The 26,847-nt window shown below is 70.9% G+C and carries 9 protein-coding genes and 1 pseudogene; 6 read left to right on the plus strand and 4 right to left on the minus strand.

Translation table 11 applies throughout. The annotated features are described in order from the left end of the window. Positions 1-4: 4 nt before the first annotated feature. The 4 genes from ACNYS0_RS41455 to ACNYS0_RS41470 all read left to right on the plus strand — a co-directional run bounded on the left by ACNYS0_RS41455 (position 5) and on the right by ACNYS0_RS41470 (position 21,718). The gene (locus ACNYS0_RS41455) at positions 5-3,679 is read left to right on the plus strand and encodes an AAWKG family protein (protein ID WP_422481874.1); all 3,675 of its coding nucleotides are present in this window, start codon (positions 5-7) and stop codon (positions 3,677-3,679) included. Between the two features lie 160 nt (positions 3,680-3,839). Continuing rightward, positions 3,840-4,295 (plus strand): YbaB/EbfC family nucleoid-associated protein, encoded by a 456-nt coding sequence (locus tag ACNYS0_RS41460; protein WP_422481876.1) that lies wholly within the window; start codon positions 3,840-3,842, stop codon positions 4,293-4,295. 2 nt (positions 4,296-4,297) lie between these two features. Continuing rightward, positions 4,298-4,690, plus strand: a complete 393-nt coding sequence (locus ACNYS0_RS41465) for a hypothetical protein (RefSeq protein WP_422481878.1) — start codon at positions 4,298-4,300, stop codon at positions 4,688-4,690. Between the two features lie 81 nt (positions 4,691-4,771). Further along, complete coding sequence (locus tag ACNYS0_RS41470; protein WP_422481880.1) at positions 4,772-21,718, plus strand: WXG100-like domain-containing protein; 16,947 nt, start codon at positions 4,772-4,774, stop codon at positions 21,716-21,718. On the opposite strand, the gene ACNYS0_RS41475 is transcribed toward ACNYS0_RS41470, so the two are convergent. The 4 genes and pseudogenes from ACNYS0_RS41475 to ACNYS0_RS41490 form a co-directional block, all read right to left on the minus strand. Then, positions 21,700-22,563, minus strand: a complete 864-nt coding sequence (locus ACNYS0_RS41475) for a DUF72 domain-containing protein (protein ID WP_422481882.1) — start codon at positions 22,561-22,563, stop codon at positions 21,700-21,702. The genes ACNYS0_RS41470 and ACNYS0_RS41475 overlap by 19 nt on opposite strands. A 208-nt stretch (positions 22,564-22,771) precedes the next feature. Next, a pseudogene (locus ACNYS0_RS41480) lies at positions 22,772-22,846 on the minus strand (aminoglycoside phosphotransferase family protein); the annotation flags it as partial. A 43-nt stretch (positions 22,847-22,889) separates the two neighbouring features. Continuing rightward, on the minus strand, positions 22,890-23,228 hold the full coding sequence (locus tag ACNYS0_RS41485) for a thioredoxin family protein (RefSeq protein WP_422481884.1): 339 nt from the start codon (positions 23,226-23,228) through the stop codon (positions 22,890-22,892). 99 nt (positions 23,229-23,327) lie between these two features. Next, positions 23,328-24,467, minus strand: coding sequence for a PucR family transcriptional regulator (locus ACNYS0_RS41490; RefSeq protein ID WP_422481886.1), 1,140 nt, complete (start codon positions 24,465-24,467; stop codon positions 23,328-23,330). Positions 24,468-24,554: 87 nt separating this feature from the next. Between ACNYS0_RS41490 and ACNYS0_RS41495 the strand changes: the two genes are divergently transcribed. Then, the gene (locus ACNYS0_RS41495) at positions 24,555-25,610 is read left to right on the plus strand and encodes a ferredoxin reductase (RefSeq protein ID WP_422481888.1); all 1,056 of its coding nucleotides are present in this window, start codon (positions 24,555-24,557) and stop codon (positions 25,608-25,610) included. A 7-nt stretch (positions 25,611-25,617) separates the two neighbouring features. After that, the gene (locus ACNYS0_RS41500) at positions 25,618-26,763 is read left to right on the plus strand and encodes a fatty acid desaturase family protein (RefSeq protein WP_422481890.1); all 1,146 of its coding nucleotides are present in this window, start codon (positions 25,618-25,620) and stop codon (positions 26,761-26,763) included. The last annotated feature ends 84 nt before the right edge of the window (positions 26,764-26,847 follow it).

A 26,847-nucleotide genomic window follows, 5' to 3' on the forward strand; every position in this document is an offset into this window, starting at 1 on the left:
CCCGGTGGCGGAGCGGTACGACAAGGACTCACGGGACCACATCGGCGAGTACAAGAACGCCAAGGACCCGCAGAGCGACATCTGGGCCAACCTGGTCACGCACATCACGGGCTACCCGGTGCCGGACCGCTCCACCGTCTTCGACACGCTCCGCTCCGACCACGGCGGCAAGCTCTTCCGGATGGACATCCAGGAGCACAGCCTCAGCAACGCGGTCAAGGACTCCGGGTTCCTTCAGAACAGCGGCGAAGACTACGACATCTACTTCTTCGACAGCGGCAAGAAGACGGTCATCAAACAGGCCCGCATCGTCTTCGAGGGCCGCGTCAAGTCGGGTGACGAGATCCACTTCGCGGACCCCGGGAGCGACAACTACCAGGACGCGTCGGTCAGTTCGGGCAACGACTTCACCGACTACAACAAAGACAAGATGAGTACGGTCGCGCTCGCCCGGTACATGAACGGGCCCCGTGAGGCGCTCATGAAGCTGCTCGGCGGCGGCACCGGGGACGCCCGGTTCAGCAACCTGGGGGTGGCCGAGGACGCGGCGGTCGACCTCGGCTCGTTCGACCGCACCGGGGAATCCTTCGACTATGCGGCCAAGTTCTTCCGCGAGACCAAGGAAGTACTGGAGGACTGGGAGAAGCGGTTCGGCGGCGACGGCGCGAGCTGGAAGGGCGAGGCGGCGGAGGTCTTCCGCAACCTGCTGAAGAAGGTCCGCGAGAACTACGAGAACTACATCGAGACCTTCGACGAGACGGCCGGCGAAGGAGACGCGACGGGCAAGGGCGCCACCGTGTACTCGCGCGCCCTCTCGCTGGGCCGCACGTACCTGGAGAACTCGGCGAAGGAACTGCTCCAGGCATGGAGCAAGTGGGCCAACTCCCCGTATTACGACCCGCTTCAGGTACTGCGCTACGTCCTGGACGACCTGGCGATGTGGGTGGACGAGCACAACGTCGCCATGACGGAGATCCAGACGACGACCAGCATGTACTCCTCGAGCACGTACCACTCCCCGAAGGACGGCTTCACCCAGGACCACCCGGAGTACGGCGACCTCACGAACATCGAGAACTGGGCCAAGGTCGGCGACAAGGCGGTCAAGCTCTGGAACCAGGGCATCGACGAGTACCTGGGTGAGCCCGCCCGCACGGTGCAGTCGAACCTGAACAACCACTTTCTCGACCTCTCCAAGGACTTCTCCGGAAACGTGCCGAAGCCCAAGTCGACCGGCACGGCGTCGGACGACTACGAGAAGCAGCAGGCCGAGGAGGAGAAGGAGCGCATCGAGGAGGAGAACGAGAAGAACCGCAAGGAGCAGGAGGAGCTCCGCGACGAGCAGAACAAGCAGCGCGAGGAGGACAAGGCCTATCAGGAGAAGTTGCGCAAGGAGCAGGAGGAACAGCGCAACGAGGACAAGGCCTACCAGGACGAGCTGCGCAAGGAGCAGGAAGAGCAGCGCAAAGAGGACAAGGCCTACCAGGAAGAGTTGCGTGAGGAGCAGCGCAAGCAGCAGGAGGAGGCCCAGAAGGCGGCCGACGAGCAGGCCAAGGGCTTGCAGGACAGCCTGGGTGACATCAACGGCGGTGGAGGCGGCGGCGATGGCCTCGGCAAGCTCGACGACTACCTGAAGCAGAACGGCCCGACCACCGAGAGCCTGGGCAGCATGGACGGGCTGAACGGCGACGGGCAGGCCGGAGGCGGCGAGGGAGGCGGTCGGAACAATCCCGTCACCGAGAGCCTCGGCGACCTCGGCGGCCTGAACGGGGGCGGCGACCAGCAGCAGGGCAACGGCGACGCGCAGGGACTTGGGAACAACCCGAACGTCCCGATCACGCAGACCATGGGCAGCCTCGGCAACCTCAACGGGGGCGGCGGGAGCGCGCTCAGGACGCCGACCGGGGGCAACACCCGCCTCGACGGCAACAAGCTGAACACCGACTTCGAGGACGGCAGCAAGACCTCGTTCGACCCCGGCACCGGAGAGGTCACCACCACCCGCCCCGACGGCTCGACCACCACCACGGATCTGGGCAATGGCAAGCAACTGCTCAACCCGGACGGATCCCGGACCACGCTCGGCGACGACGGCAGGCTGACCACCACGTTCCCCGACGGCACGACCCAGACCGTCGACCCCGGGACCGGCCAGAGCCTCACCACCAATCCGGACGGGTCCACCCACACGGACAACCTGGGCAGCCTCCAGGGCTTGAACAACAACAATGACGCGAACAACGCGCTGAACGAACAGCTCGGGAACGGGTCCCTGGACACCCCGACCGGTGGACACACCCAACTGACGGGCAACGGCGACCTGGCGACCGACTTCCCGGACGGCAGCGAGTCCTCGTTCAACCCGGACGACAGCTCGCTCACCACCACCAGCCCGGACGGTTCGTCCCACACAGTCGACCTGGGCGACGGTCACTCGGTGACCAACCCGGACGGCTCGAAGACCACGCTGGGCGACGACGGCAGGCTGACCACCACGTTCCCCGACGGCAGCAGCCAGACCGTCGACCCGTCCAACGGACAGGCCACCACCACGGACCCGAACGGTCACACCACCACGAGCAACCTCGGAAACCTGGGCAACCTCAACGGCAACAACAACCCGGGCGACCTGAACAATCTGAACGACCTCGGGAACATCGACTCGAACATCCCGACCACGTCGGACCTCGGCAACTTCGGCGACCTGAACAGCGGCAACAGCCTGGACACCCCGACCGGCGGGCATACCGGGATGGACGGCAACGACTTCGCCACCACGTTCGCCGACGGCGGGCACTCCTCGTTCGACCCCGACACCGGCTCGCTGACCGTGACCAACCCGGACGGAACCACCACGACCACCGACCTCACCCACGGTGCGTCGGTGCACAACCCGGACGGCTCCACCACCGCGCTCGACAACGGGCAGTTGACCACCACGTACCCGGACGGCAGTACCCAGACCATCGATCCGGACACGGGCCTCGCCACCACCACCGACGCGCAGGGCCACACCGAGAAGGTCAACCTGCACGACCTGAACAGCGGTGGCAACAGCACCTCGGACCCGTTGAAGGACCTGAACGACCTGAACGATCTGAACGACGTGAAGGACCCGAAGGGCCTGAACCTGACCGGCGGCGACACACCGAGCACTCAGCACATCCCGACCTCGGACCTGAATCTCGGCGCAGGCGGTTCGGGCGGTTCGGTCGGCAGCCCCCAATCCGTCGGCGCGTCCCTGGGGTTGGGCGCGAACGGCACCGGCTCCCTGGGGGACATGGGCGGTGGCGGCGCGCAGCAGCCCGGGACGCCGGGCGCCCCTGGTACGCCGGGCACACCCGGGATGCCGATGGGCGGCGCCGGCGGCATGGGTGCGGGCGGCGCCGACAAGGGCAACGGCGAGCGGGTGCGCGCCGTCCTGGTCGACGCGGCCGAGGAGAGCGAGCGGCGCAACCGCCGCCGACGCAACCCGTGGAACCGCCAAGAGGACAGCGACACCTTCCTCGCGCCGGCCCCCCGCGTCGCGACCACCACCAGCGGCGGCAGCCATGGCGGTACCGACCAGGAAGCGGACAGCACCGGCCGACGGACCACCAGCTCCGCCGACTACCTGGAGGAGGACGCGGACGTGTGGGGCACCGACGAGGGCGGCGCCCCCGCCGTCATCGGCCGGTGAACGGTCGCGCGCTGCCGCGAAACTGCCGGCCGTAGAGACGAACACCACCCGGCCCCGGCTTCCGCCGCACCTCCCTCACCAGGCAAGATCATGACGGCAGTTGATGTACCAACAGCACGAAGAGACCGAAGAGACCGACGGGGAAGGGGGCTGATCCGACGTGACGGAACCGCTGGAGAAGCGCCTGGAGAAGGCGATGGTCGAACTCCAGGAGGCCCAGGAGGCGATCGCGCGCACCGAGCGCGAGCTGCGGCAGGCGTCGTTCTCGGTGCTCTCCTCCGACCGCGCGGTCCGTGCCACCGTGGGCCCCCAGGGCGAACTGACCGGGATCGAGTTCCTGGAGAACAAGCACCGCGACATGTCGCCCCAGGAACTGGCCGCCAGCGTTCTGGAGGCGTCGAGCGCGGCCCGTATCAAGATGAACCGGCATGTCATGAAGGCGATGGCGCCGTTCGCCGAGCCGAGCAGCAACGTGCCGGAGCTGAAGGGCTTCGAACTGGACTGGGAGCGGATCTTCGGCCCAGAGGTGCTGCGCGACGACGAGGACACGGCACGCGACGACACCCGGGCCACGCCCGTCTGGCGGGACGCGCTCGGCGAGGACGGGGAGGACTGACCATGGGGCAGCGCTACCACGTGGACCCGCAGCGCATCGAAGCCTGCACGGGCCAGCTCGAAGAAATCGCGACGCTCGTCAGGAGCATGACCGAGGAGTTCCTCGACGGACTGGCGCCCACGGTGAACTGGCCGGGGCACGAGGGCGAGTTCGCGGAGAAGGCCAAGCCGCAGGAGCAGAAGGAGCGGCAGACCACGAAGGACACCATGATGTCCATCCGGGACGCCGTGGTGGGCATCACCGACTCCACGCTCAGCCAGGTCGAGATGATGAAGCGCACCCGCGACCAGAACATCGAGGACGTCGAGCGGGGCAACAGCCGGATCGAGACCGGGGGACTGGGCGACGACGTCGGCGTCGATGTCGACGGTGTCGGCAACCGTGGTCACCACTGACGTACGCCGTAGCGGCCGCTCCCGCCTCCTGGCGGCAGCGGCCGCGCAGGCCTGCCGGAACGCCCTCGCGGGCGGACCCCGATGAGCATCAAGGCCTCGCCCGAGGTCAACGCGATGATCTTCATCCTCACCGGCGAGAAGCTGATCGACGCCGACGAGGACCTCGCCTACGACAGCCGTCAGCCCTACTCCGGCCTGGGCCGGAAGATGGACCGGCTGTCGTCGCTGATCGACAAGTCGGTCCATGACATCGCCGAGGCCATGCCGGACGACCTGTCCAAGTCGTACGCCAGGGCGATGGGCACGCTCACCGACGACAACGGCAAGAACTACCTGCGGCAGTTCGCCGAGCAGCTCGACAAGATCGCCGAGGGTCGGCGGAAGACCTCCATGGACATCATGGAGTCCAAGTGGCAGGTGATCGCCGAGGTCATCCGGCTGCTGATCGAGATCGCCATCTACCTCGCGATGTCGTTCTTCACCGGGGGCGCATCGGCCAGCCAGATCCTGATGGCCAAGCTGCGCAGCCGCTTCATGATCCTCACCACACTCAGCCATCTGCTGCAACGGCTGCACCTCGCGCCGTCGCTGACGGAGGCGTTCGCCGAGGCGTTCACCACGTTCGCGGTGCGCCTGGCGATGATGAACTTCGCGCCGAACAACCGCCGCCCGGACGGCTTCGACTGGAACCAGATCCTCAAGGACGGCGCGTTCGGTGCCGCCGCCGGCGGACTCACCAGCATCTTCGACAAGTTCGCGCACAACATCGTCAAGAGCTACGACAGCAAGTTCCTCAAGGACGGCCCGGACCTCGACTTCAAGAACAACCCGAACCTGAAGAACGACCTGGGGCCAGGCCTCAAGGACCACACCCCGGGCCCCCACCCGAAGCCGAACGACCCCGGGCCCGGCCCCGACCCGAAGCCGACACCGGAGCCGACACCGGAACCCGGCGGACCCGGCATCACCCGCAACCCACCCCCGCTGCTGCACAACAACTCGCTGTCGTTCCTCAACAACCCGAACCTGTGGCGCAACAGCACCATCCTGCGCGACAACGCCGACAACCTGCGGGGCCTCGCCGGGCACTACGGGCTCAAGGGGACGACCGACTTCCTGGCCGCTGGTGCTGGTGAGGCGCTCGCGGAGATCTTCATCAAGGGCGTGTTCGACGGGGACTGGTCCACGAGCTGGTCCACGTTCGTCGGGGCGGGTGTCAGCAGCCAGGTCGAGTCCTCGCTCACCTCGACCGCCCTGAACAGCGGCGCCGAACTGCGCAACACCATCGACAACCTGCGTACGCCGCCGACGGTCAGCGGCGGCGAGACCGGGTCCACGCGCTCGGTCAGCGGTAACGGCCGCCCGCACACGGAGAGCGAGGGCGGCGACGGCTCCGCGGCCACGCAGCCCCCGGCCACCGGCGACGCCTCCGGCAACGCGTCCGTGCCTACGGACGGTCTGCCCCCGTACTCGCCCATGGACCCGCCGCCGTACACGCCGTTCGCGCCCTCGTCGTCCACCAACGAGAGCCACCTGTGGCAGCAGACACTCACCGGCCCGCCCGACGTCCGCCAACAGGCGCTGAACGACCTCGGCGCGCTGCGCGGCACGCCGCCGCCCGGCAGCGCCGAGATCGCCTTGCGGGACGGTCTGCGCGGCAGCCTGTCGCAGGTCCCCGAGGTACGGGTGGTGTCCCCGGACGGACCCACCGCCCAGGCCGACGTCGACCACGTCCGTGGTGTCCTGGACGGATTGGGCGCGCCGGTCACTACGCGGGGCCTCTCGCCGGGCGTCGGCGGGAACGACTTCGGGGACGCGGGCAACGCGTCCGGGGGAGCGGCCCCCGACGACCGGGCCACCACGCTGCCGGGCGGCGGCGCGGCGGCCGGTGCTGGTCCCCACGCCTCGACGGCGCCCGGCTCGGGGTCGACGAGCGCGTCGGGCGGCAACAGTGGCGTGTCCGGCCTGGACGGTTCGACGGTCCCCGACCCGGAGGCGTCGAACGGGGTCGACTCGCAGGGGGCGGACGCGGGCGGTACGGACTCGTCTGGCGTGGCCGGTGCTGGTACTTCGAGTGGGTCCGGCGCGGACGCGTCCGGCGCGCCTGGTTCGGGTACTTCGAACACGGCCGATTCGGACACATCGAACGTGCCGGGCACGGAAACGTCCGGCGTGCCGGGTTCCGGTACTGCGAGTGGCCCGGACGCGAACGCGTCTGATGTGCCTGGCTCGGGCAGCTCGAACGCGGGCGGTACCGGTACGTCCGGCGTGCCGGGTTCCGATACTGCGAGTGGCCCGGGCGCCGACGCGTCTGGCGTGCCTGACTCGGGTAGCTCGAACGCGGGCGGTACGGGTACGTCCGGCGTGCCTGGCTCCGGTACCTCGAGCGGGACCGCCTCCGACACGTCGAACGCGCCGGAGGCGGACGGCTCGCCGCAGAGCGACCCCGAGGTGTCCGACCAGCCGGGCGCCCGAACCGCTCCGGCACCCGGCGATTCGCCCGCACCGGACATCAACACCTCCCGCGCGCCCGGCACGGACGCCTCGACCGGGCCCGATACCACTGCGTCCGGTGCCTCGGACCCACCCGACACCACTGCGTCCGGCGCCCCGGACACACCCGACACCACCGTGTCCGGCGCCCCGGACACACCCGGCACCACCGCGTCCGGAACCCCCGGCACCCCCGGCACCACGGCGGACACCGCCCCGTCCGCGACGTCCGACCTCGACGGCTCGGCGGCGCTCGACGCCGACACGTCGAACGCTCCCGGGAACGGGCCCGCACCGGTCGCCCCGCCCTCGGCCGCGCCCGGCAACGGCACCAACCCCGGTCCCACGCCCGGCTCGAACAGCTCCACCAGTCCTCGTCCCGGCGCCACCTCCACTTCGAGGAGCGAGCCCTGGACCACCACCCCGGAGAACGCGGCACCCGTCGAGGCCCTGCCGACCTCACCTGCGCCGGAGACCGTCACCTCTCCCGATACGCACACGTCCACGCACACCGTCAGCACCCGCGACGGCACGGCGTCCTCGGACCCGGTCACTTCACCGGATGCCCCCAACACGCCCGACGCCAAAGTCACTTCGAACTCCGGCGAACCCGGCGCCACTCCGCCGACCGTGGCCACCACCGGGTCGTACACCGACGGCGGCACCACCGTACGGACCGAGTCCGTGCCCGAGGCGAACCCGGACCCGCGAACGTCACCGCTCACCATCGTCGTCTCTCAGACCCCGCCACCGCCGGAGGGAACCCCCGAGGCGAGCGCCGTCCTGGACGGGGCCGGGACCGACCGGGCCGTCGTCTTCGGGCCCGGCGTCACCCCGGACGGCACCGGTCGCCCGATGCGCTCCGCCGTGGAACTGACCCGCGTCGGACCGAGCGCCCCCGTCCAGGTCCGCCCGCTAGCCGGTCCTGCGCCCGCCGCGCACCCCGACACCACCTCCGCCACCGGGTTCCCCGGCGCGGACGTACTGCTGCCGCTCTCCGATGCCCTCGGCCCGCCCACCCGGCCCGACACCGAGTCCCGCCCCCTCACCGAAGAGGCCACCGGAGTGCATCTGGAGTCGGGCCACGGCACGGACGCACACGCTCCGGGCCCCGGTGGCGGACGCGGTCGCGGTACCGGCGGCACCCCACCGCCGCCGGCGAAGATCGTCGTACGTCCCGTCACCGAGAACCGAACCACCCCGGCGGAGCCGGTCGTCACCACCCTGGACGGGCAGACCGTGCCGGTCGCCCAACTGCGACGATGGATCCCCGAGTCGGCCACACACCCACGGCCGGGCCAACCCGTGCAGACGCTGACGATCTCGCAGAGCCCGACCGAGGACGGCACACCGATCGGTGAGCGCCGAGGCGAACTCCTCGGGCAGGACAGCTTCCGCGGCGTGCGCACCACGTCGGGGCCCGACCACACCTCCCGCACCGTGTTCACCGGACCGCCCACCGGCCTGCCCGGCTCCGGCACCGAGCGCGGCGCCGACTACTTCGCCGGACACGGCACCTCTCGTACGGTCACACTCGGCACCGACGACACCGAGCACCCCAGCGTCAAGGTCAGCGGTGTGCAGCTCGGTGAGGTGCTCACGTCGTGGTCGCAGGACGGCAGTCAGGACCGGCCGCTGGTCCTGTTCTCCTGCGAGACCGGACGGCAGCCCGCGGTGGCCGGACTGCCCGTCGCCCAGCACGTCGCCAACCGCACGGGACGACCGGTGTACGCGCCGACCACCGAGGTCGGCACCGCCCGCGACCGTGACGGCAACGTCCGCGCGGTGCTCACCGAGGGCGCGGACGGCCCCGGCCGCTGGCGGCTGTTCACCCCCGAACCCGCCGGTGCCACCCTCGACCAGCTGGCCCGCGACGCGGGCCTGCACCGCGGCCCGGAACCGGCCGACCCCTTCGCCCGAGCCCGCACCCTCCAGCAGGTCCGCACACTGCGCGAGGCGCTCGGCCCGGACGCCGAACAGCGCCCGGAAAACCGGGGGGTGCTGTCCGGCCTCGCCTACGCCGACGCCCTGCGCTGGCGGAGCACGCACGGCGCGGCACGCTACGGCGACGGCCGGATGACCCCTGACCTGCTGAACCGCATGGTCACCGACCGGCTCGACACGACCGGCGACACCCTCGCCGATCCGACGGCAGGACCCACCGTCGAGCAGTACACCGACTTTCTCCAAGCGGCGGCCGACCTGCGCGCCGATGCCGGACCCGACACCACCCTCGACGCGCTGCTGCCGCCGCCCCCTGCTGAACTGCCACCGAGCACGCTCGTCTCACCCGACGACGTCCGTGGCCTCGGCTACGCGCCGTCCGCGCGCGTCACCTGGTCGCTCTCCAACGAGCCGCTGCCCCTGTCCGAGCTGGCCCTCAGCTCCGACGACACCGCCGAACTGCTGCGCCGCAGGCCCGATCTGGCCCCCGCAACGAGCCGCCCGGAGAGCCTCGCCGGCGACGTGACCCTGTTCAGCAAGGGGGCGACGACACCCGATCCCACCAACACCGTTCACGTGGACGGCCGTTCGCTGGTCCGCCTCGTCACCCGCGCCGACGGCGACTGCCTCTTCCGGTCCCTGCTCGACAGCGCGCGCGGCCAGGACATCCCGCCCGCCTGGGCCGCCCGCAACGTCGCCGGGCTGCGTGGTCTGCTGCGCGACCGCCTGGCCGGCTCCGAACTCGTCGCCACGGCCGCCGCCATGACACCCGACCCGGTGCTCTCCGTGGTGGACGACCTGCGCATGACCGCCATCGCCGGGGTCACCGACCCGGCCGAGCAGGCACGAATCACCGAGCACTGGAACCGGATCGCGGACCAGGTCGTCACCGACGGCGACCCAGGCCAGTGGCGGCAGATCCTGGGGGACAGTGGCTATGCGCAGCTCGCCGAGGTGGCGCCGACTCCCGCCGAAGCGCGGCGGATCGGCACCGAGGGGCTGATCGCCGCGGCGGCCGGGCGGACGGGGCTGTGGTCCTCGCCCTTCGGCGACCTGCTCCCGCACGCACTGGCGCACACCCTCGACGTCGACCTGCGGCTCGTCCAGCCCGACCGGCACGGGGCGCCGGGAGACACCTTCGTCACCCGGCTCAACCCGGGCGGCCGCAACGGCATCCTGCACCTGGCGTACAACGGCAGAGACCATTTCGATGCCCTGATCCCGGCCCCCGCCCCGCTGACGAGGACCGGGACGACACCGGTGACCACCGCAACCACCCCGGTGGCCACGGAGGCGACGCCGGTCCCCACGGACACGGCCGCCACGTCCGAGACCGACACCGAGACCGACACCAACGGCTCCGACCCGTTCGGCGAGTGGCTGCGCGGCATGGGCGGGGTCACCGACGTCTTCAGCGCCGACACCAAGCCCAAGGACAGCGGTGAGCCGGTCCCGCTGGAGAACCAGCTCGACCGGCACCGCCCCGCACGTCTCATCACCGGACCGGACGCCGCCGCGCCTGGCCCGGCCCCGCGCACCGTCACCTTCGACGACGGCAGCCGACTGCCCACCGTGCTGATCAGCCCGGACGCGGACCCGAACGACAAGAGCACGGACGGCACCACGGACACCGGGACACCCGCCGTCCGCACCGGCCTCTTCACCGGCCCGGGCACGCTCAACCTCCGGGCACCCGACCTGGCCGCCCGGCAGATCCTCGACGCGCTGCCGCCGAAGCTGCGGTCCCAGTTCGACGAGGCCGAGCTGCTGCGGCTGCTCACCGAACAGCCCAGCGCTTTCACCGCCCCGCGCGGCGCCCGCTTCGTGGGCCGGGAGAAGTCCGGCATCGGCCACGAGCTGACCGTCGAGGCCGTCCCGTACCACCGCTGGGAACGGTTCAACGACATCGACGGCGGCACCACGCGCCTCGACACCATGCGGCGCGGCCAGTCCGGCACGGGCGGCGCACGCAGTGTCGGCGTGGGCCGCCGGATCGCCGGTGCGCTGAGCCTGGGCCCGCCGCTCAACTGGCTGCTGAAGATCGGTGTCTCGCTGGGCTGGACCCGCAGGACCGACTTCACGCTGGGCACCCAGGCTTTCCACCAGTCGGAGCACCGCGCCTTCGAGGGCTCCCACCTGCACCTGGACGACGTGCACTACCGGGTGCGGGTGGAGCGCGTCACCGAGGCCCCGAAGACCACCGGCCCGACCCATGGGGGCCGGACGCCGGACTGGCGGCGCACGCCCGTGCACACGGCCGAGTTCGCCATGCGGGACGGCCTGAGCTGGCGACTGCCGGACGACCTCACCGTCCCCTACACGGGCACCCGGCGCGCGCCCGAGACACTCACCTTCCCGGACGGCGTCGAACCCCGGATGACCGACACCACCGGCCTGCACCTGACGGACCCGCCGGAGGACCTGGCGCTCGCCATCTCCGGTGCACGACCCGGCAGTTCGGCGCACCGCACGCTCGTCTCCTACGTCAGGCCGGGACGGCTGCTCGGACTGTTCGGGCGGCTCGCGGGGCCGGTCAGCAGCCCCGAACTGACCCGGGGCAGCGGCCACCATCCGCTGGGCCACCTGATCGTGGAGCGGTCGGTGCCGCACCGCGCCACGCTGGTCGCCGAGTCCGTCAAGGCGGAGGTGCGCGAGCTCACCCAGACCACGTACCAGAACCAGCGCGGCCACGTCCGCGACACCCGCTTCGGCGTCCAGGTCACCTCCGGCCCCAACCACAGCCTCGTCGGCCCCGATGTGGACGTACGCCTCCAGGGCGGGCCCCAGATCCGTTCGGACGTGAGCACCGGGCGCGGCCACTACTACGGTGCCGACGCGGCCCGCAAGGTCACCGGCCGTGTCCGCAACCACCCGGTCGCGCTGTACCGGGTGGAGCGCACCCTCATGGTGCGGGCGGCCGGACAGCCGGCCTCCGCCGCCCGGCCGGTGCGCGTGGTCAGCCTGGACTGGATGTCCACGCAGGACGCCCGCAGGCTGGCGGGCTGGGACAGCCGCACGCCCGGCCGGTCGGGCCCCGACCCGGACGCCGCACCGCCCGTGCCGTGGTATCTGACCCGTCAGGACCCGGTGCACCTCGGCGGCCAGATCCGCGCCGAGGGCTTCCGCCCGGACGACCCGCAGACCCCCGCACCGACCCCGAGGCCCGCGACGGGCCCGACGGAGACCACCGACACGAACGCGCCCCGGAGCCACGACCCCCTTCGGGTCTTCGCCGACACCGTCATCGACACACTGCACCGGTCGTACCCGTCGCTGTTCGTCCCGCCGCTGATGCTCCGTCACCCACGACTCGCCAAGCTCTGGTACGGCGACGGCCGGATGCGCACCGCGCTGCACAACGACCGCCAGGTCCGCGAGGCGCTGAACCGACCCACCCTGGCGCAGAGCCTGGACGACCTGACCACCACCGGCGTTCCGGTCACGCTCACCGAGGACGGCAAGGTACGCCGCGGCCACCACACCCTGATCCTGCGGGCCCGGCTCACCGACCGGCGGTTCGAGACCACCATGAGCGAGCGTTCGTTGCGCAACGCGGTGATCGGCACCGAGGTGTCAGGACAGGGCGAGCAGGCCTCCAGCACCCTCTCCGGCGGCGTCGAACTGGGCATCTCGCCGCGCGACCACACCCCCGTGCCAGGCACCACCTCGCTGGCCCAGATCGGCAACGTCACCCTCGGTGCCCGCTACGGCAGGACCGACCAGACGGCCACCCGGAGCACATCCGCCGTCACCCACGACAACCTGGCGTTCCAGAGCACCGCCGACCTCTACAGCTACCGCGTCGACCTGGGCGCCACCTTCGAGGGCCACCGCCGCCCGCGCGGCTGGACCCGCCTCGCCTCGGCCGGTGTGCTCGGCGGCGGCATCTTCGTCAGCAAGGTCACCGCGCGCCCGCTGTTCGACGGCGGCAGCGCGAGCGTGGGCCGCGTCGAGCTGGCCGTGCCCTCCTCCCACGGCTCCGAGCGCTACGCCCCCACGGACCCGGCGACCGCCCCGACCACCACGCCGGCCCCGTCGCCGCAGCGGCTCTCCAGCGTCGAGGCCGACCAACTCCTCGACGGCACACGCCCGTTGCCGCATACCGCAGGCGCCGACCGGGACCTGACCCGCAAGCTGCTCACGTCCCCGCACGTCGTCCTGAGCGCCGAGGGCGGCGGGCCACGCACCGGGCTCATGCAGGACACCGCCGACCGCGCCTCCGGTACCAGCTGGCACGTCAGTGCGCCCGGCGCCCCGGTACGCACCGCACTGCGCCGCGCGACGGCCAACTTGAGCATCGCCGGTCAACTCGGCCAGTACCTCGGGCCGTTCGGCACCCGGATCACCGGACTGAGCGGCGCCGGGCCGCTGCGCACGCACTACCTGAAGGCAGCGGTCCGCGGCGAGCTGACCAACGTACGTGTCACGAGCGACCCGAAGCCCGGCAGCCTGGAGGCCACCCTCGGCAACGAGCACCGCATCCTCGGCAGCTCCGGCACGACCACACGGGCCACCGTCGGCCTCCAGGGCAGTGACATCCCTTATCAGCACACCCCCGGCCACCAGGGCGCCACCGGCACGTACCAGACGGCCCTCCAGTACGCCTGGGGCAAGGGCCGCAGCATCTCGCAGACCGTCTCCCGCGGCCGCAGCACCACGGTCAGCTACGCGGGCCGGATGTACCTGCTGGCCGCCGACGCCACCGAGACCGTCGCCGTACGGGACCGGTGGACCGCCGCGATGGGCACCATCGGCACCCGCGCCGGCACCGCGATCAGCTCCGCCGCGGGACGTGTCTCCGACCGCCTCGGTCAGAGCCTCGCCCCGCGCAGGGCGGCCGCCGCGCTGCACCGCATCAAGGACGCCGTCATGATGCACCTGCCGATGCAGGACGCCATCGAGGCCGGACTCGCCCCGGACGGGCTGAACACCGCCACTCCGCGCAACCTCGGCGGCGGCTACCGCGTCCCCGCGTTCCTGCGCGGTCGCCGCTTCCCCACCCACCCCAGCGGCCAGCTCGACGCGGGCCATGCCGCACACCAACTGCTGCCGCGCCTGGAGAAGATCGGCGTGCCCTCGCACGACCGCGAGCAGGTGCTCCAGCGGCTCTCCCCGGACTTCCTCCGCGCCCACCTGCACGAGCTGACCACCGACGGAATGACCCTGCCGGTCCGCTACCGCGCCTGGTCGCGTCCGCATCAGCTGGCCGTCGGCGGCAGCCCGGGTCAGGTGACGTTCAAGCTGACCCCGGTCACCACCACCGTCGAACGACTGCGCACCGGCTACGAGCTTGAGGACTACCGCAACAACGCCCGCGACCACGCCGACGCCACCGTCCAGGACCGCGGCGGCGACGTGACCCTCGGCGTCGGCGAGCGCATGGGCGGCGGCCCGCTGATCGCCGGACCCGCGGTCCAGGGCACCGCCACCGCGCAGCAGGCCACCACGCACACCCGGACCGCGGGCAGCACGGCGATGCCGAACATCGCCACCACCCAGGCACACGCCGAGATCGTCACCGACTACATCCTGAGTGTCACCATGACCGACGCGACCGGCGGACGGCTCTCGCCGCGCGCCGTGTCGCACGTCGGCACCCTGCACGAGACCGCGCCGGCCAGTCTGCTCACCCCGGACGGCGACGGCGCCGACGGCGCGCTCACCGAACACGACGTGCCCGAACCGGAGCGCGCGGTCCGGATGAAGACACCCGAGCAGGCCCGCCCCGACGGCATCGCCGAGTGGCGCACCACGCCCGCGGGCGACACCCCAGGAGCCTCCGACGTCCTGCCCTTCGACGACCGGATCGGCTCCGGCATCCTCGCCGTCGACGTCCGCGGCGCGGGCAATGTGCAGGACGCCCTGACCCTCGCCACCGCCCGCGCCGACGGCTTCGGCGACAGCGACCCCGGCAAGCGGCACACCGGCAACGTCCTCGCCGAGCGGGTGCGCATGGCCCGTCTCACCCCGCTCACCGGCCTGGGCACCGCCGCCGCGCAGGCCCAACAAGAGGCCACCGGTCAGGGCGGTCTGACCGCCGGTTTCCGCGAGGCGCTCGGCGCCCACGGCTCCCAGCTGCCGAGCCAGGCGTCCGCCCGCCTCTTCGGCCAGTCCCACACCGCCGACTCGCGCCTGTACGCGAAGATGCACCGCACCGGCGCCCGCCTCCTCGCCGTCGAGAACAAGCCCCGCATGGAGGCCATGCAACGGGCGAAGACCTCCGACGCCCACGAGACCGGCATCACCGACAACGTCGAAGGCGCCCTGGGTACCGGCCCCATCTTCAGCACCAAGGACGCCGGCCTGGTCATCCCGGGCACCACGGTTCCGTTCGGCGGCAGCAATGACACCAACGCGCTCCGCGGCGCCAACGACACCACCCTGGGCACCCACCTCAAGGTCGTCACCGACCGCAGCATGCTCTTCGCCGTCCCGGTGAGCTGGCTGACGGTCGCCGAGGCGGACCACCGGCTCACCGACAGCCGCCCGATGCAGGCGCTCGGCAAACCGGTCCGCGGCCCGCGCGCCGCCGAGGCCGAGACCACCGTCCTCATGTGGCTGCGCGAGGACCTCGCCCGCGACTACGGCCTGCTGGACGACACCTCGTTCCCCGACGACGTCGCCGCCGCCTGGGACACCATGTCCGACGCGGCGGGCGACCTCGCCAAGGCCGAGACGAACTACTACGACGCCCGCGCCCGCGCCCGCGAGACCTGGCTCGGCCTCAGCGCGGACGAGCGGGCCGCGCTCGGCGACGGCGACCCGGACCGTGCGACCGCCCTGCCGAGGGCCGTCGCCGAGTCCCCGACCGTGACCGCCTGGCAGGCCGCCCGTGACGAGGTCCGACTCTGGCAGCAGCGCGTCGACACCGCCGCCGCGGACCACCACCGGCTCCACCTCGCCGCGTCCCGGCTCACCGCCCACCACCAGGGTTCGACCACCGTCCCCGTACCGGACCGGCCGCAGGAGTACACCGAGCCGGCATGGCGCTCCGAGGCCCCCGACCCGTACACCGTCACCGACGCCGAAGGAGCCACCCCGCGCACCCTCACTTCGCCGGACGGCACCACGGTGCGCGACGTGCACGACATGCCGCACGACGGCGCCTCGTTCTTCCACGCGCTGCTCACCACCGCCGACGCGCACGGAAGGCTGCCGCACCTGATCGGCACCGACCTGGTCGAGCGGTTCACGCGCAACCCCGGTGAACCGAACGCCACCGCGGACGCCATCGGCGCCGCCCGCGACCGGCTCGCCACCGCACTGGGCGACAACGGCAACGAGGACCTGCTCGACGGGCTCGCCCTGGATGCCGAGGACACCTTCACGCAGGACGAACTCGATGCCGCCGCGGTGAGGTTGACGCCCGCGCAGCAGTCCGAGTTCGACGCGTTCGGACGGCTGCCGCAGACCTTCTGGCCGACGCCCGCGCAACGCGTCGCCCTGGCCGTGGCCGCACTGGCCCGCCCGTTCGCCGCCGAGCCGGTCCAGGACACCTCGACGACCCGGACGCACGCTGAGCAGACCCCGCCCCAGCGCGTCGCCGCCGACCACGGAGGCGCCGATCTGCTTCCCGCGCTCGCCGCCCGCGTCCTCGGCACCCCCCTCACCGTCGTCACCGGGGAGGGCCGCTCCCAGGTGTTCCTGCCCCACGGAGCGGACCCGGCGACCGTCGACCCGGTCGACGACCCGGTCCTCTTCACCGACGACGGCTACTTCCACGCCACGCTGATGCCCGGCTCACCGGTGCCGGTCACCACGCCGCTGCCGACGCCCGCCACGGCTACGAAGACGACGACCAGCACCGCGACGAATCCGCCCGCACACCGCACCCACGCCACCCCGCCCTGGTCGCCGCCGACCGACCTCGGCGGCCCGCGCTACCGCCTGGACCGCGACGGCGTCCTCACCGCACCCGACGGCGCCACGTACACCCAGGGCGGGCCGACCGGCCGGGGCAACGGCTTCTTCGGCGCCCTCAGCACCGCGCTCCAGCATGCCGCCGCCCACCCGGGCACGGAACGCCACGAAGCGGCCCGGCTGCGCGTCCGCGCCGGCGCCCCGGCCGCACAACTGATGCGGATGAACGGCCTCCCCGGCACGCCGGACGAGCGCTCCTCGCTCTTCTCGCCCCCGCCGCCGAAGCCCGCCCGGAACACGCCCGCGCCCAGCCCGGAGGCCCGCGAAGGCCAACTGCGCCGCCACCTCGCCGAGGCCCCCTGGAACCAGGAGGCGGACCGCGTGATGGCCGAATGGGCCGCCGCGGCGACCGGCACCTCGGTCACCCTGATCGAGGAGAACGGCACCGCGCACACCTACGCGGGCCCGTCCTCCGACAGCCCGCACCTCCGGCTCCGCCGCCGCGGCGGAGACTTCGTACCGCTGCTGGAACGCACTCCGGCGGACGAGGCGTACGAGCTGGACACCATGTCGGGCGCCGACCCCGCCCCGGACGACCTGGACGCCCCGGACGCGACGCCCGACACCCCGCCGCGCGACATCGAGTTCACCAACCTCGACGACTCGGACCAGCGCCACCGCGACAAGGCGGCACGGATCGTCGAGCTGTTGGGGAGGCACGGCACGATCAGCGACTACATCGGCGGCCGACCGGTACGGATCACGCTGCACATCCGCACGACGGAGACCCCGGCGGACGTCGTGGACCGCGGCGACGAGGGCGTGCAGATCAACCTCGCCAGCTATTACTTCGAGAAGTACGACATCGGCTACGTGATGGGGATGCTGTCCCACGAGATCGGCCTGCACCCCCTTGCATCCCGGAACGTCGAGGTACGTGACGAGGAACCGCTGCTCGAAGGGATGCCGTTCTCGGTCCCCGGCCTGGAGCACCTGGACCCGCCGCGCATGATGAGCACGGAGACCGCGCGCCAGGCCGACCACATCATGGCGGTGTTCCCGAGCAGCACCCGGCACCGGATCTACCGGGACATCGTGCTGGGGATGGCCGACGTCCTCGCCGCCGACGCGCGGGCCGGAAGGCCGGGCGCGAGGCGGCAGGACGTCACGGACCTGATCGACACGTATCTGATGGACGTCGCGTCGATCGCCATCACGAGCGACAACCGGGTCAACGCGGCGAAGGAGCCCGCGAACACGGCGCGGGTCTACAACGCGTACAAGGAGCTGTTCGTCCAGCAGTTGGCGGCGGACAGCCCGGTGCGTGCGTTGGTTCCTGCGGACAAGGGCTGGTGGGGCGTCACGCGGGACTTCGCGACGCTCGCCACGCGCGTGGCGACGAACAACAGCGGCTCCAGCATTCGCCGTTCGACGCCCACGGGAACGTCGACGGAGTCGAACCATCCGGCCGGGGAGGCACGTCCCCGCCTCCCGCAGGACACGGTCGGCGGCGAACTCCCGGACGAGATCACCGGCCTGACCCCAAGGGGCGGCCGGGACTCCCGCCCTCGCTTCGTGGTGCGTTCGGGCTTCGACGCGCGGCGGTTCATCTTCGGCGGTGAGCCGGTGACGGATCTGACGGTGCGGGTGGCACTGCGTGGCGGCGACAGCGGCCGGTCGCAGCTGGTGTTCGACAGGCTGAACTCGGGTGTGACGGAGTTCTTGAACGATCCGGCGTACCGTCTGCCGAACGGCGACCGTCTGCATGTGACGGTGGAGCTGGTGGCGCCGGGGGAGTCCCCGCATCTGACCGTGGACCTGGTGGACCGCGACCGGGCCGCGATGGATCAGACGGTGTGGTGGTCTGATGCCGAACCGGTGCATCTGGTCCACGAGATGACGCACCAGCTGGGTCTGAGGGACGAGTACCGGGAAGCCGATGCGCCACATCGCCCGCATGTGCCGGGCAGCTTGCTCGGCGCGGTCAACGAGAGCCCCCAGGACCCGACCCTCCTCGCTGCCGGACTACGCGGACGGCACATGGCACTGCTGGGTGCGCTGATCGGTGACGTCGACGTACATACGGGCCGTCCGGAGACCGAGCGGAGCTGGGACACGGCCCGTGGCGATGCGGCGCCGGAGTCGCGTACGTCGCTGTGGGTGGACCCGGTCTCGCTGCCCACGGCCACGGACACCACGGCGGCCGAGGTGCCCGCCCGTACGCCACCGGATCCGGACGCGGACGCCGAGCCGACGTTCATCCCCTTCAAGTCGGGGAACTTCGAGTTCACGAACCTGAATCACATGAATGAGCGGTATCGCGACAAGGCGGTGCGGATCATTGACGTGCTGCAAAAGCACCGGACGATTCGTGACTATGTCGGCGGTCGCCCGGTGCGCATCACGCTGCACGTCCGCACGACGGAGACCCCGGCCGATGTCATCGATCGTGGTGACGCGGGTGTCGACATCAATCTCGCCAGCTATTACTTCGAGAAGTACGACATCGGCTACGTGATGGGGATGTTGTCCCACGAGATCGGGCTGCACCCGCTCGCTTCCCGGAACAGGGACATCCCGGACGAGGAATCGATGTTCCAGGGGATTCCGCTGCCGGTTCCCGGCCTGGGACACCTGAATCCGCCGCGCACGATGAATACGGAGAGCGCGGGGCAGGCGGACCACATCATGGCCGCGTTCCCGAGCAGTACGCGGCACCGGATCTACCGGGACATCGTCCTCGGGATGGCGGACATTCTCGCGGCGGATGCGCGGATCGGTGAGGAGGGCGCGAAGGCGAAGGACGTCACCGATCTGATCGACACGTATCTGATGGACGTCGCGTCGATCGCCATCACCAGTGACTATCGGGTGAACGCGGCCAAGGAGCCGGCCAACACCGCCAAGGTCTACAACGCCTACAAGGAGCTGTTCGTCCAGCAGTTGGCGGCGGACAGTCCGGTACGTGCGCTGGTCCCGGCGGACAAGGGCTGGTTCGGTGTCGCGCGGGACTTCACCACGCTGGCGGCCAGTCTCGGCACGAACAATCGCGGCGACAGCATTCAGCGCCCGCTGCCGCCGTCGGGTGAGGCGCGCCCCCGGCTACCGCAGGATACGGTGGCTACGGAGCCGGTTCAGGAGGTGACTCCGCCGGCCCTGGTGGGTCCGCAGGATGCGCGTCCGCGTTTCGTGGTGCGTTCGGGCTTCGACGCGCGGCGGTTCACCTTCGGCGGTGAGCCGGTGACGGATCTGACGGTGCGCGTGGCACTGCGCGGTGGCGAGGACGGCCAGTCGCAGCTGGTCTTCGACAGGCTGAACTCGGGTGTGAGGGAGTTCTTGAACGATCCGGCGTACCGTCTGCCGAACGGTGACCGTCTGCATGTGACGGTGGAGCTGGTGGCGCCGGGGGAGTCCCCGCATCTGACGGTGGACCTGGTGGGTCGTCGTGACCGGACGATGGATCAGATCGTGTGGTGGGCTGATGCCGAACCAGTGCGCCTGGTCCACGAGTTGACGCACCAGCTGGGTCTGAGGGACGAGTACCGCGACGCCGATTCCCCGCACCGACCCCACGTTCCCGGCAGTCTGCTCGGCGCCCTGCACGAGGATCCCGAGGACTCCTCGCTCGCGGCCGCCGGCCTGCGCGGCCGGCACCTGGCCCTGATCGGCAGGCTGATCGGCGACATCGCCCCGCCTTCAGCCGACCGGCCTTCAAGGGAGCAGGACGGCGAGGCGAGTTGGGACGCGGCCCGCCTCGACGCCGCACCCGCACGGCGCGAGGCCGTATGGGTCGACCCGGTCTCCCTGCCCCGGCCGGCCGAGGGCACCGACCCCACGGAGACGGCGACGGAAGTCCCGGCACGCGCACCGGCGGACCCGAACGCCGTTCCCGACGTCGCACCCGCCTACGCGCCGTTCCGGTCGGGGAACATCGAGTTCACCAACCTGAAGCACACCGACCAGCGCTATCGCGACAAGGCGGTGCGCATCATCGAACTGCTCCAGGGCCACGAGGTCATCAACACGTACATCGGCAACCGCCCCTGCCGCATCACGCTGCACAAGCGCGACCTGCTGAAGCAGGAACCCCCCGCCGACGTGGAGGACCTGGGCGACGAGGGTGTGCAGATCAACCTCGCCGGCTACTACTTCGAGAAGTACGACATCGGTCACGTCATGGGAATGCTCGCCCACGAGATCGGCCTGCACCCCCTCGCCTCCCGTGACACGCGGATCGAGGTCGAGGAGGCGATGTTCGAGGGCGCGGAACTGCCGGTGCCGGGCCTTGAAGGGCCGAGCCCCCGGAAGTTCATGACGACGGAGGGCGCCGGGCAGAAGGACCACATCATGGCGGCCTACCACCTCACCCGGCGGCACTCCGTCTACCGCGATGTCGTACTGGGCATGGCCGAGTTGCTCCGGGACGAGGGGAGCCCCCGGGACGTCAGGGACCTGTTCGACTGTTTCCTGATGGACCTCGCGTCCATCGCCGTCACCAATGACCACCGGGGCGACGCCGCGAAGGCGCCGGCGAACACCGCGGCGTCCTTCAACGCCTACAACCAGCTGCTCCGTGAGCACCTCACGGAGAACGACCGGGCCGCCCTGCTGGAATTCCTGCCGTCGAGGAAGACCTTCGCGGGCGTTCTCAACGACTTCCGCCGCCTCGGCACCAACGCCACGTTCCACAACAACGGCGACAGCATCGTGGATCACACGACAGGTGCCTGACCCGCCCGCAGCAGGTGTTCCATCCGCTCGGCGGCCCGTACGGCGGCGTCCGCGCAGCAGTTGTTGAACAGGACGTGGACCTGTTCGGTCCGGTCGGCCAGCTCGCGCAACCGGGGCAGCCACTCGACGATTTCGGCTTCGGAGTAGGCGTACCGGAAGCGGTCCTCCTTGCTCCCGCGCCCCCATGACGCGCTGCGCCCGTGGAACCGTACGACGGCCAGCCGGGAGGTGGTGACCGGCGTGACGGGCGGCAGGGAGGAAGGCAGGCCCTGGACCATGTCGACGGCGACGGCCGTCATGCCGTGGTCCGCGAGCAGGGCGCGTGTGGATCCGGCCTGTTCCGCGCGCCACCAGTCGGGGTGCCTGAACTCCACGGCGATCGGCCAGCCGTCCGTGCGTCGTGCGGTCCGCGCGAGGATCCGCTCGGCCTTGGCGCCGGGCCGCAGCCACGGCGGGAACTGGAACAGCACACTGCCGAGCCGACCGGCACTCCGCAACGGTTCGATTCCCTCGGCGAATCGCGACCACACGGCGTCGACGACTCCGCTGTCCCGGGCGACCGGCGGCAGCCCGTCCGGCATGACCGCCGCGCGGGTGGGATGCCCGGTCAGGAGCGAGAAGGCCTTCACGTCGAAGGTGAAGCCGTCCGGCGTGCGCTCCGCCCACATCTCGCAGACGCGCCGCCGAGGCAGGGCGTAGTACGACGCGTCGGCCTCGACCACGGGGAACCGCCCGGCGTAGTACCGCAACCGCCCCTCGGTGCCCCGCTGCCCGGACGGATACCAGCCGCTGCGGACCAGTGCCGGATCGGTCCAGGAGCAGGTGCCCACGAGTATGTCGCCCATCCGGCACCAGTACCCAGGCAGAGGCAGGTGACGTATTCGGCCTTGACCATCGGCGCCTTGTGGGCTGTCGGTGCCGGCGTCCTGTACGCACAGGGCCGCCAGAAACTCGGTGAGGTCCGCCTCAAGCCTCAACAGGGACCAGGGCGGCCCGCCGCAAGGCCGACCGGGTGCGGCGCCAGACCAGGGGGAGTCCGCTGGCCGCGGGCGTCATCGCCAGCACGGGCTGCTTGCGCCACAGGACCTCCGGCGTCGGGACCGGCGCGGGGGACATCGCTTCGACCTCGACCTCATCCATGGGCGACCAGTATCCCGGGGGTGATCGCCGCTCAGAGGCTGCCGTCCAGGAACTCCCGTACCTCGGTGGTGGTCATGGGCCCCGTGCCGTGCGCCACCGCCTCGCCCTCCGTCAGCAGGACGCAGGACGGGGCTCCGGTGATCCCGTATCGCTCGGTCGCGGCCGGGCAGCGCGTGATGTCGGCGCGGAGCACCGTCAGGCGGCCCGCGTACTCGTCGGCGATGCCGCCCACGACGAGATCCATCACCCGGCACGGCTCGACGGCCTTGGGCCATGTTCCGACGAAGTAGGCCAGGACCGGAACTCCGCTCATCTTGAGGATGAAATCGAACTCCGCGTCCTCACGGGGGCGGTGAACCCGGTTCGTCATGGAAGCTCCTGACCGTATGTGCCGTCGTGCCGTCATCGCGTCTGTGCGTCTGTGCGTCTGTGCGTCTCGATCATCATCGTCTGTCGGGCGGCGTACGCGTCAGCCGCCCCGAAGGCCGACCGCCAGCGTCAGTTCGAGGACCCTGTGGGGCGATGCGAGATCCGGGAACAGGTTCCGCAGCTGCGACATCCGGTAGCGGACCGTCTGGGGGTGGACGAACAACGCCGCCGCCACCTCGTCCCGCCTGCCCTGGTGAAGCAGCCACGCCCGCAGCGTCTCCTCGAGGCGTCGTGCGGTAGCGGCAGGCAAGGGCCGCAACGGTGCGAGGGCTCGCGCCCGCAGGTCCGCGAACGCGTCCGCGTCGGCGCTCAGCACCAGCTCGGGCAGGTGGTCCTCGGTGTCGCGAATGTCGGCGGAGAGGGATCGCGCGCGTACGGCTCGCGCGTACGAGGCGGACGCACGCGTCCATGGCCGGGCCGGGCCGACCACGGCGGTGCGGTCGGTCAACTGCCGCAGGAGCCGTGACCGGTCGGCGTCGGGGACGAGCAGCACACCGGTGGCGTCCGGCAGATCGTCGACGACGAGGGTGCTCGGATCGAGCGTGCGGTAGGCGGGCCGGGCCTGGGCCGCGGGGAGCAGGACCGCGGTCAGCGAGTCCGGCGGCTGCCACCCGGCCCGTTGCGCGGAGGAAAGCAGCACGTCCGGGCTCGCGCCGGCGAGGAGGTCGTGGGCCAGGTGTACGAGGTGGAGCTCGTGGGCCCTGCCCCGGGCCGCCAGTTCGTCGGCGTGGCCCGCGGCGCTCGCGGCGGAGAGCTCGTCGATGTAGGCGAAGGTCAGCTCGGCGAACTTGGCGACCTCGGCGGCGGGCAGACCCGCGGGTACCGCACCCGCCGCCAGGCACCGCCAGGCCACGCGCGCACCGACGCGGTAGGCGCTGAGCAGGGCGTCCATCGAACGGCCGTCGCGCACCTCGCCGCGGCCCAGCTCGTAGGCCGCGTCCCCGGCGTCGCCACCGGTGGCGTTCCCGCTCGCGAGGTCCAGATAGTGCCCCAGGGCGGTGCGGACGGCCCGGCGGATGGTGCCGCCCATTTTGCCCGACAGGGCGTTCGCGTACGGCGGGACCTCGTCGATGATCGCCTGGACGATCTCGTCGGCGGTGGTCTTCAACGCGCCCCGAATCGCGGTGACCGTTGTCTCGTCCAGAGCCAGTTCGCTGGCCCTCTGGGTTGCATGGCTCACGTTTTTGTTCCCTGCGAACAATTCAGTCGACCAGATTTACGTCCTGCGGTCAGGACTTTACGCCCTGGGGCACAGCAAGCTGGTGCCATGACGAGTACAGCCCTCCGCAGCAGGGCGTGGAAACTGCTGGAGATGGTCACGACGCCACTGCTGCCGTCGGACTACCTCGACCTGGCCAGCCCGCTGCGCGCGGGCGCGGACCTGCGTGGGCGCATCGAGGCCGTGCATCCCGAGACCGCTGACGCCGCGACCGTCGTGATCAGGCCGGGACGCGGCTGGCGCGGCCACAGAGCCGGTCAGTACGTACGGGTCGGGGTCGACGTCGACGGGGTGCGTCTGTGGCGTGCCTACTCGCTCACCTCGCCGACGCACCGCCCGGACGGCCGCGTCACGATCACCGTGAAGGCGATCCCGGACGGCAAGGTCAGCAACCACCTGGTCCGCAGGGCGAAACCGGGCACGCTGATCCAGCTCGACCAGCCGACCGGTGACTTCGTGCTCCCGAAGGCCAAGCCCGCCAAGGTGCTCTACCTCACGGCCGGCAGCGGCATCACGCCCGTGATGGGCATGCTGCGCGACACCGGGCTCGACGACGCCGTAATGATCCACTGCGCGCCCCGGCCACAGGACATGATCTTCCGCGAGGAACTGCGCGACCTGGCCGCGGACAAGAAGCTGCGGCTCATCGAGGTGCACACCGACACGGACGGCATGCTCGACATCGCCCGTCTCGACGAGCTCGTGCCCGACTGGACCGAGCGCGAGACCTGGGCCTGCGGGCCCGCGGGCCTGCTCGACGCCGCCGAAGAGCACTGGAGCGAGCACGGCGTACAAGAGCGCCTGCACACCGAACGCTTCCGCCCCAGCGTCGTCGTCGCCGGCGACGGCGGCGAGGTCACGTTCAGCGCCACCGGCAAGACCGTCGACGCGGACGGTGCCACTCCGTTGCTGGACGTCGGCGAGGAGAGCGGCGTCCTCATGCCTTCCGGGTGCCGCATGGGCATCTGCTTCGGCTGCGTCTCGCCGCTCAAGGCGGGCGCCGTCCGCGACCTGCGCACCGGCGAGATCACCGAGGCCGAGCCGGGCGTCCTCATCCAGACCTGCGTGTCCGCCGCGGCGGGCCCCTGCGACATCGAACGGTAGGAGCACCTTGACCGCCATCGACCCCACCGCCCACCTGACATCGGAACAGATCGAGGAGCTCGGCCGCGAGCTGGATGCGATCCGCGACGAGGTGATCGCCGGCCGCGGCGAGCAGGACGCCGCCTACATCCGCAAGGTCATCAAGGCGCAGCGCACGCTCGAACTGGCGAGCCGCGGCGTGCTGCTGTTCTCTTTCTTCCCGCCCGCCTGGCTGCTCGGCACCGCGGGACTGTCCGTGGCGAAGATCATGGACAACATGGAGATCGGCCACAACATCCTGCACGGCCAGTGGGACTGGATGCGGGACCCGAAGATCCACTCCACCACCTGGGAGTGGGACCACGTCTCGCCGTCCGACCAGTGGAAGCACTCGCACAACGAGCTGCACCACACGTACACCAACGTGATCGGCAAGGACAACGACCTCGGCTACGGCATCATGCGCGTCGACGAGGACCAGAAGTGGCACCCGTTCCACCTCGGCCAGCCGGTGTGGAACTTCATCAACGCCTGCTTCTTCGAGTACGGCATCGCGGCGTACGACCTGGAGCTCGGCAAGAACCTGAACAAGCGCCGCCGCAAGAACCCGGAGTTCCGCGAGCGGGCCAAGGCCGTGGGCCGCAAGATCCGCAAGCAGGTGCTCAAGGACTACGTGATCCACCCGCTGCTCTCGGGCCCGTCGTTCCTCCCCACGCTCGCCGCCACGTTCACCGCGAACCTGGTCCGCAACGTCTGGTCCCACTCGGTGATCATGTGCGGGCACTTCCCCGAGGGCGTGCAGGTCTTCGAGCGCCGGTCGATCAAGGGCGAGACGCGCGGCCAGTGGTACCTGCGCCAGATGATGGGCTCGGCGAACATCAGCGGCAGCAAGGCCATGCACTTCATGACCGGCAACCTGTCGCACCAGATCGAGCACCACCTCTTCCCGGACCTGCCGAGCAACCGGTACGCCGAGGTCGCGGTGAAGGTGCGCGCGCTGTTCGAGAAGTACGAGCTGGACTACGTCTCCGGGTCGCTGCCCAAGCAGGTGTTCTCCGCGTGGCACAAGGTCTTCCGGCTCTCCCTGCCGAACAAGCCGAACAAGCCGAACAAGTCGGCCGAGAAGCCCGCGGCCAAGACGCCGGACCGTGAGCGGGAGCTCGTCGCGGTCTGAGATCGGATCCCAGGTCGCTGTCCAAGATCGGTAGAAGTTGGCGTGAATTGGACGCACGTTACCTATCGGTATGCATCGACTTGA

The sequence above is a fragment of the Streptomyces anthophorae genome (assembly GCF_049310305.1).
GTDB lineage: Bacteria > Actinomycetota > Actinomycetes > Streptomycetales > Streptomycetaceae > Streptomyces.

What these genes read in the sequence shown, in the direction of transcription:
- ACNYS0_RS41470 (WP_422481880.1), top strand. Translation starts at nt 4,772, where the DNA reads ATGAGCATCAAGGCCTCGCCCGAGGTCAACGCGATGATCTTCATCCTC.
- ACNYS0_RS41475 (WP_422481882.1), bottom strand. Translation starts at nt 22,563, where the DNA reads ATGGGCGACATACTCGTGGGCACCTGCTCCTGGACCGATCCGGCACTG.
- ACNYS0_RS41485 (WP_422481884.1), bottom strand. Translation starts at nt 23,228, where the DNA reads ATGACGAACCGGGTTCACCGCCCCCGTGAGGACGCGGAGTTCGATTTC.
- ACNYS0_RS41465 (WP_422481878.1), top strand. Translation starts at nt 4,298, where the DNA reads ATGGGGCAGCGCTACCACGTGGACCCGCAGCGCATCGAAGCCTGCACG.
- ACNYS0_RS41495 (WP_422481888.1), top strand. Translation starts at nt 24,555, where the DNA reads ATGACGAGTACAGCCCTCCGCAGCAGGGCGTGGAAACTGCTGGAGATG.